Annotated in this window: 6 protein-coding genes and 2 pseudogenes; 2 read left to right on the top strand and 6 right to left on the bottom strand. The window is 69.8% G+C overall.

Annotation, left to right across the window (positions count from 1 at the left end):
- Positions 1-96 precede the first annotated feature (96 nt).
- Complete coding sequence (locus V7050_RS17080) at positions 97-852, bottom strand: hypothetical protein (RefSeq protein WP_324375248.1); 756 nt, start codon at positions 850-852, stop codon at positions 97-99.
- Between the two features lie 681 nt (positions 853-1,533).
- Entirely contained in the window at positions 1,534-1,659 is a 126-nt protein-coding gene (locus V7050_RS17075) for a hypothetical protein (protein ID WP_324375250.1), read from the bottom strand.
- Here V7050_RS17075 and V7050_RS17070 point away from each other — a divergent pair.
- Positions 1,658-2,008, top strand: coding sequence for a hypothetical protein (locus tag V7050_RS17070; RefSeq protein WP_324375251.1), 351 nt, complete (start codon positions 1,658-1,660; stop codon positions 2,006-2,008). The genes V7050_RS17075 and V7050_RS17070 overlap by 2 nt on opposite strands.
- Here the strand turns inward: V7050_RS17070 and V7050_RS17065 are convergent.
- From V7050_RS17065 to V7050_RS17055, 3 genes and pseudogenes are all read right to left on the bottom strand, one after another.
- On the bottom strand, positions 2,005-3,000 hold the full coding sequence (locus V7050_RS17065; RefSeq protein WP_324375253.1) for a DMT family transporter: 996 nt from the start codon (positions 2,998-3,000) through the stop codon (positions 2,005-2,007). The genes V7050_RS17070 and V7050_RS17065 overlap by 4 nt on opposite strands.
- Positions 3,001-3,013: 13 nt before the next feature.
- Positions 3,014-4,120, bottom strand: coding sequence for a 3-isopropylmalate dehydrogenase (gene leuB, locus V7050_RS17060; protein WP_324370535.1), 1,107 nt, complete (start codon positions 4,118-4,120; stop codon positions 3,014-3,016).
- 72 nt (positions 4,121-4,192) lie between these two features.
- Positions 4,193-4,330 (bottom strand): annotated as a pseudogene (locus V7050_RS17055) (LysR family transcriptional regulator); the annotation flags it as partial.
- A gap of 102 nt (positions 4,331-4,432) precedes the next feature.
- On the opposite strand from V7050_RS17055, the gene V7050_RS17050 reads away from it, so the two are divergent.
- Positions 4,433-5,488 (top strand): NAD-dependent epimerase/dehydratase family protein, encoded by a 1,056-nt coding sequence (locus tag V7050_RS17050; RefSeq protein WP_324370537.1) that lies wholly within the window; start codon positions 4,433-4,435, stop codon positions 5,486-5,488.
- Here V7050_RS17050 and V7050_RS17045 read toward each other — a convergent pair.
- Positions 5,488-6,081 (bottom strand): annotated as a pseudogene (locus V7050_RS17045) (endonuclease/exonuclease/phosphatase family protein); the annotation flags it as partial. The gene V7050_RS17050 and the pseudogene V7050_RS17045 sit on opposite strands and share 1 nt — an antisense overlap.
- Positions 6,082-6,160 lie beyond the last annotated feature (79 nt).

Here is a 6,160-nt window from a genome sequence, read left to right as displayed (position 1 = left end):
ATTCGAACCTCCGACCCCCTGCTCCCGAAGCAGGTGCGCTACCAGGCTGCGCTACACTCCGACACCGGGGGTGGTTACGCCGAAGGCAGCCGTGATTCAAGCCGCTTGTTGTCGGTCCGTATCCGGCTGGCAGAGCGCCGTAAATCGCAACTGGCGAACCGGCGGGAGAGCTCGGAATCGGCCCAAAGCGTCCGCCTTCAGCGGAAAGCGACAAATTGCCACCAACTCCTGCGCATCGCGGCCGGCGAGATCGATGAAGATGAGGGCTTCGATCAGGGCGCCAACGGGCGGGTCGGTCGGGTCGGCCAACCAGGACCGAACAGGGCCCCACGGCAGCGCCTCGAGTTCCGGTCCCTGTTGCTCGATCCAGACCTCGTGCCGAGTGGTGCGAGACGGCGATAGCTCGACAGTGTACCAGTTCCGGCGAATATTGGTTTCAGCCGCGCCATGGATCTCGTGCGCGACCTCCCAGGTCCGGGTGAACGCCACTGGGTCCGCAACGATCGCGAGGGACAATTCGGCAGAGAAGCCGGTAACGGTGCGGCGAATTCTGTCGTGGTTGGTGACTTCGGCAGTGAACGACAATGCCACGGGGGCTGCGTCGCAGTTCTCGATGAAGGTCTCCCTGTCGCCATCGCTGAAACGGGCAAACTGTTCGGGATCCTGAAAGCGATAAAAGCATCGCAGGGTCATCGACTCGACTTCGACCGTTACATCGGGCGCTGTGAGGGAATCGTAGATCTCCCCGCTGAACGCGTAGAAGCCGAAGATGACTGCGGGAAGGCCAATCATGGCAGCCAACCCTCCCGCCACCTCGCCTGCCGACTTGGCCGCGCGAAACACCTTTAACATGCCACCTCACCGCCGGAGCTGTTCAATCCCCCTGATGTTGCCGGGGGTGCGACCATCACGAATCTGCACGTCGATGTTCGGAACCTGACCGCCGACGATCCCACGAGGCGTGAGGTCCCTCGGCATCGTCGGCTCACAGTCGCATACCGGGCCGAGACCTGCACCTCGCCCGCCGGAGTCAACGGTCACCGGAGCGGTGTTCGTCAGCATCTCGCTGCGATCAACCTCGTCGCTGTTATTGCCACCGGCACCTTTCGTGCTGCCATCACCCGACACGCTGCTTTGTCGCGTGCCAGGCTGGGTCGTCGCCTGGCTGGTCGAGGTCTGTTTGGCCGTTCGACTGGACGTAGCGGTCGCGGATTGCGCGCGTGGGCCAGTTGCGGTGGCGGCGCCGGCAATCGATCGCGCTTGCCTTGGCGCCTCGGAAGTACTCTCCCCAGCATCAGGGCGGAATTGGGTTCCGGAGGTCGCGACGGTTGCCGCCGGGAAGCCGGACGACGTCCCCGACGCCGGCGCGAATCCGCCCGACTGCGGCATAGCCGGGCCGTCTCCAGCCTGGGACGATGCAATTGGTCGCTGCTCACATGCCACAAGCAACAAGAGAGCTGCTGCAAGGGCGCCGGTTTGAATACGCATCAGGAGTGTCCTTCAAATTGTGCTCGGTAAAATAGGATAATCGTATCACGCTTGGCTCGAATAATCCACCAATGCCGTTCCCGGGCTCGAATCGGCGGCAACCGCCAGCGTCTTCTCAACCGCGCAATCGTGACCACCGAACCAGGCGGTTTCCGTTAGGGTCTCGGCCATGCGCCACCTGCTCGCCGTCGCCGCGCTCCTGCCCGCCGTCGCCATGGCCGGCGAGCCGCGCGTCACCGCCGCCACCGCGACGCGGGAGGGGGCCACATGGCGCTTCGAGGTCACCGTCGCCCATGCCGATACCGGCTGGGAGCATTACGTAGACGGCTGGGAGATCGCCGCGCCCGACGGCAGCCGGCTCGGCTATCGCGCGCTGCTGCACCCGCATGTCACCGAGCAGCCCTTCACCCGCGCGCTCGGCGGCGTGGCGGTGCCGCCGGAGCTCGGCCGCGTCGCCATCCGCGCCCATGACAGCCTGCGCGGCTGGGGCGAGCCCTATCTGCTGGAGCTCGGGAACTAGGTGGTCGGGGCCCTGTCGGCCGCGGTCCTGTTCCGGCGCCAGATCCGCCGCAGCGCGCCGATGCGCGGCACCGTGCCGAGCAGGTAGCGCGTCTGGGTGCGCAAGACGGGCGTGGTGCGCGAGGCGGTCGAGCCACCCTCGCGGAAGACGACGTAGAGGCCGCTCGCGATGATGATCCCGGCGCCGATGGCGGTGTTGCGCGCCGGCGTCTCGCCGAAGAAGAACGCGCCATAGGCCACGGCCCAGAGGATCTGGGAATATTGCATCGGCGCCACCACCACCGCCGGCGCCGTGCGATAGGCGGCGATGTGGAAGAGCGCCCCCAGGAAGCCGAGCACGGCAATGGCCGCGAAGCCGCCCAGATGCAGCCCCGAGACCGGCTCGTAGACGAAGGGCATGGCGCAGCCCATGACCACGAAATTCGCCATCATCGGATAGAGCAGCAGCACCGCCGAGCGCTCGTCGCGGCCGATCTTGCGCATGATCACCGCCGCGACCGCCGAGCAGATCGCCGCGGTCAGCGCCGCGAGATGGCCGAGCTCGAATTGCGTCGCCCCCGGGCGCAGCACCACGATGACGCCGATCAGCCCCACCCCGACCGCGAGCGAGCGCCGCCAGCCGACGCGCTCGCCGAGGATCGGCACCGCCAGGATGGTGATCAGGAGCGGCGAGGCGAAGATGATCGCATAGACCTCCGCCAGCGGCAGCGACGAGAAGGCGTAGAAGGCCGAGGCCGCGGTCGCCACCGCCGCGAAGGTGCGCAGCGCCGTCCACCAGGGGTGACGCGGCCGCAGGTTGCCCGGCTCGGGGTCATGCATCAGCATGAAGGTGACCACCGGAAAGCCGAAGAGCGTCGAGAAGAAGATGATCTGGAAGGGCGAGAAGCTCGCGCCGAGGAATTTGATGACGACGTCGTGGGTCGCGTAGATCCCGAAGGCGGTCAGCGCCAGCGCCGCGCCGCGGAGGGTCGGGGACCTTGCGGCTTCGGTCATGCTCGCTTCCCTTTCAGAGGCTTTCGTCCAGCGCCGCGAGGATCGCGTCGCCCATCGCCCGTGTCGAGACCGGCTTCCCGCCCTCGGGGCCGAGCAGGTCGGCGGTGCGCAGCCCGTCGGCCAGCACGCGCTCCACCGAGGCCTCGAGCCGCGCCGCCTCCTCGCCCGCGTCGAAGGAATAGCGCAGCGCCATGGCGAAGGAGAGGATGCAGGCGATCGGATTGGCCTTTCCCTCTCCGGCGATGTCCGGGGCCGAGCCGTGCACCGGCTCGTAGAGCGCCTTGGGCCGGCCGTTCGCCATGGGCGCGCCGAGCGAGGCCGAGGGCAGCATGCCGAGGCTTCCGGTCAGCATGGCGGCGGCATCGGAGAGAAGGTCGCCGAAGAGATTGTCGGTGACGATCACGTCGAACTGCTTCGGCCAGCGGCAGAGCTGCATCGCGCCGGCATCGGCATACATGTGGGAGAGCGCCACGTCGGGAAATTCCGCGGCATGGACCTCGGTCACCACCTGGCGCCAGAGCACGCCCGATTCCATGACATTGGCCTTCTCCATCGAGCAGACCTTGTTCGAGCGCTTCCGCGCCAGCTCGAAGGCGACGCGGGCGACGCGGGCGATCTCGCCTTCGGTGTAGCGCTGGGTGTTGATCCCGACCCGTTCGTTGCCCTCGGTGACGATGCCGCGCGGCTCGCCGAAATAGATGCCGCTCGTCAGCTCGCGCACGATGACGATGTCGAGCCCGGCGACCACCTCGCGCTTCAGCGAGGAGAAATCCGCCAGCGCGTCGAAGCATTGCGCGGGCCGGAGGTTGGCGTAGAGGTCCATTTCCTTGCGCAGCCGAAGGAGCCCGCGCTCGGGCTTCAGCGAGAAATCGAGGGCATCGTATTTCGGCCCGCCCACCGCGCCGAGCAGCACGGCGTCCGCCGCCTGGGCGCGCGCCATGGTGGCGTCGGTCAGGGGGATCCCGTGGGCGTCATAGGCGCAGCCGCCGACCAGATCCTCCTCGACCGCGAAGCGCAGGCCGCGCCTGGCGCCGTACCAGTCGATGACCCTGCGCACCTCCGCCATGACCTCCGGGCCGATGCCGTCGCCGGGAAGGATCAGGAGCGTCGGGTCGGCCATGGATCTGTCCTCGCAAGGGTGCGGGGTTTCCGCTACCCCCCGCCCGTCCCGGGGTCAAGGCGAGGCGAGCGCTTCGAGCGCCGCCGCGAGCCGCCCCAGCGTCGGCTGGCTCGATCCCAGCGCGCGGGCCGCCGCGGAGAGCGAGCCGGTTTCGGCGACCGCGAGGAAGGAGCGGACCAGCGACCAGTCGAGTCCCTTGCCATCCTTCATGAATGAATGAATGAATTTCATATCGCCGGATCTCGGCGGTTTCCATCCGCATTCGAATCGATAGATCTGTCGGCGACCGCAGCCTTTCGAGAGGAGACCGTCATGTCCCGATCCGTCCTGGTCCTCGGCGCGCGGGGCCGGTTCGGCCGCGCCTCGGCCCATGCCTTCCGCGATGCCGGCTGGGAAGTGCATGCGCTGTCCCGCGGCGCCGCGCCCGGCATCCCCGGCACCACCGGGCACAGGGGCGACCTGCGCGACGCGGGCGCGCTCGCCCGCCTGGCCGAGGGGCGCGAGTTGATCGTGCATGCCGCGAACGTGCCCTATCCGGACTGGGCGAAGGAATTGCCCGCCCTGACCCGCGCGGTTCTGGCCGCGGCGGAAGCGAGCGGCGCGACCGTGCTGATCCCCGGCAATGTCTATGTCTTCGGCAGGGCGATGCCGGAGCTGCTGGGTCCCGGCACGCCGCACCGCCCGGACACGCGCAAGGGGCGGCTGCGCGCCGAGATGGAGGCGGCCTTCCGCGCGGCCTCGGCCCGCGGCGTCCGCACCATCGTGCTGCGCGCCGGCGATTTCCTCGAGGCGGAGGCCAGCGGCAACTGGTTCGACGCGGTGCTCGCGAAATCGCTCGCCGCGGGGCGGCTGATCTATCCGGGGCGGCGGGACGCGGTGCATGCCTGGGCCTGGCTGCCCGACGCCGCCCGCGCCGCGGTGGGGCTCGCCGAGATCCGCGAGGACCTGCCGGCCTTCGCCGACGTGCCCTTCGCGGGCCTCTCGCTGACCGGGGAGGAGCTGCGCGCCGGCCTCGCGCAGGCGATGGGGCGCGGCGTCACCCTCCGCGGCTTCCCATGGGCGCTCCTGCGCCTCGGCGCGCCCTTCAACCCGATGTGGCGCGAACTGCTGGAGATGCGCTATCTCTGGGACCTGCCGCATCGGCTCGACCCGGAACCGCTCGCCCGGCTGCTGCCCGATTACCGGCCGAGCGCGGCGGAGGCGGTCTTCGCCGCGCTGGTCGCGGGCTCGGCTTCCGGCAGCACGACATCGGCCCAGACCAGCCGGTGGGAGGGCCCGGTGGCCACCGCTCCGGCGAGCGCCGCCTCCGGCGCCGGCCAGAACACGCCCGCGCCGACGAGTTCCAGCGCCGCATCGGGCAGGACGTAATCGACGCGCAGGTTGCCCGGCCCCCCGTCGTCGCGCCAATCGGCGGTATCGGTCGCGGGCGCGCCGTTCTGTCGCAGGTTCGCCCCGCCCTGGGCCGCCGCGGCGGCGACGGCGCCCTCGCTCCGCGGCAGGGGATCCCGCAGCCGCGGATGGTCGAGCAGCTGCGCGATCGCGCCGTCGAGACCCGCCCCGTCCGCCGGATCTGCATTGAGGTTGCCGAGCACCACCACCGGCGCCGCGGCCGCCGGCGCCACCCGCCCCTGGTCGTCGGCGAAGGCCGTGCCGTCGAGATAGAGCGCCCAGAAGCGCAGCTCGTCCCGGTGGCGCAGCCGGTTCCCCATCTCCGGCCCGTCGAAGAGCGGCGGCGTCGGGTTCGAGGCCAGGAGATGCAGCCGCCCGCCATCCGGCAGGATCACCGGCACGTCCCAATGCGACCGCGACGACAGCCGGAAGGCCGCCTGCGCCCCGGCATCCGGCCAGGGACCGCCCTCCGGGGTCTCGGGCAGCGCCGCGCCGGGCAGGTCCGCCCAGCGCAGCATGCGGAAGCTGCGCGCGGCCTCCGTGTCGAGCGGCAGCCGCGAGACCAGCGCCATGCCGCCGTTGCCGGGGAATTTTCCCCAGCCCCAGCCGTCGCCCCAGCCCATGAGCATCCCGTCGCCGTCGAGGTCGAGC

This window comes from Amaricoccus sp. (genome assembly GCF_036846665.1).
GTDB lineage: Bacteria > Pseudomonadota > Alphaproteobacteria > Rhodobacterales > Rhodobacteraceae > Amaricoccus.
Note: the sequence above shows the minus strand (reverse complement) of the source record. Positions and strands in the feature narration are given on the sequence as shown.

Coding starts and splice junctions, on each gene's coding strand:
- V7050_RS17075 (WP_324375250.1), bottom strand. CDS start 1,659: ATGGCCGAGACCCTAACGGAAACCGCCTGGTTCGGTGGTCACGATTGC.
- V7050_RS17070 (WP_324375251.1), top strand. CDS start 1,658: ATGCGCCACCTGCTCGCCGTCGCCGCGCTCCTGCCCGCCGTCGCCATG.
- V7050_RS17080 (WP_324375248.1), bottom strand. CDS start 852: ATGTTAAAGGTGTTTCGCGCGGCCAAGTCGGCAGGCGAGGTGGCGGGA.
- V7050_RS17065 (WP_324375253.1), bottom strand. CDS start 3,000: ATGACCGAAGCCGCAAGGTCCCCGACCCTCCGCGGCGCGGCGCTGGCG.
- V7050_RS17050 (WP_324370537.1), top strand. CDS start 4,433: ATGTCCCGATCCGTCCTGGTCCTCGGCGCGCGGGGCCGGTTCGGCCGC.
- leuB (WP_324370535.1), bottom strand. CDS start 4,120: ATGGCCGACCCGACGCTCCTGATCCTTCCCGGCGACGGCATCGGCCCG.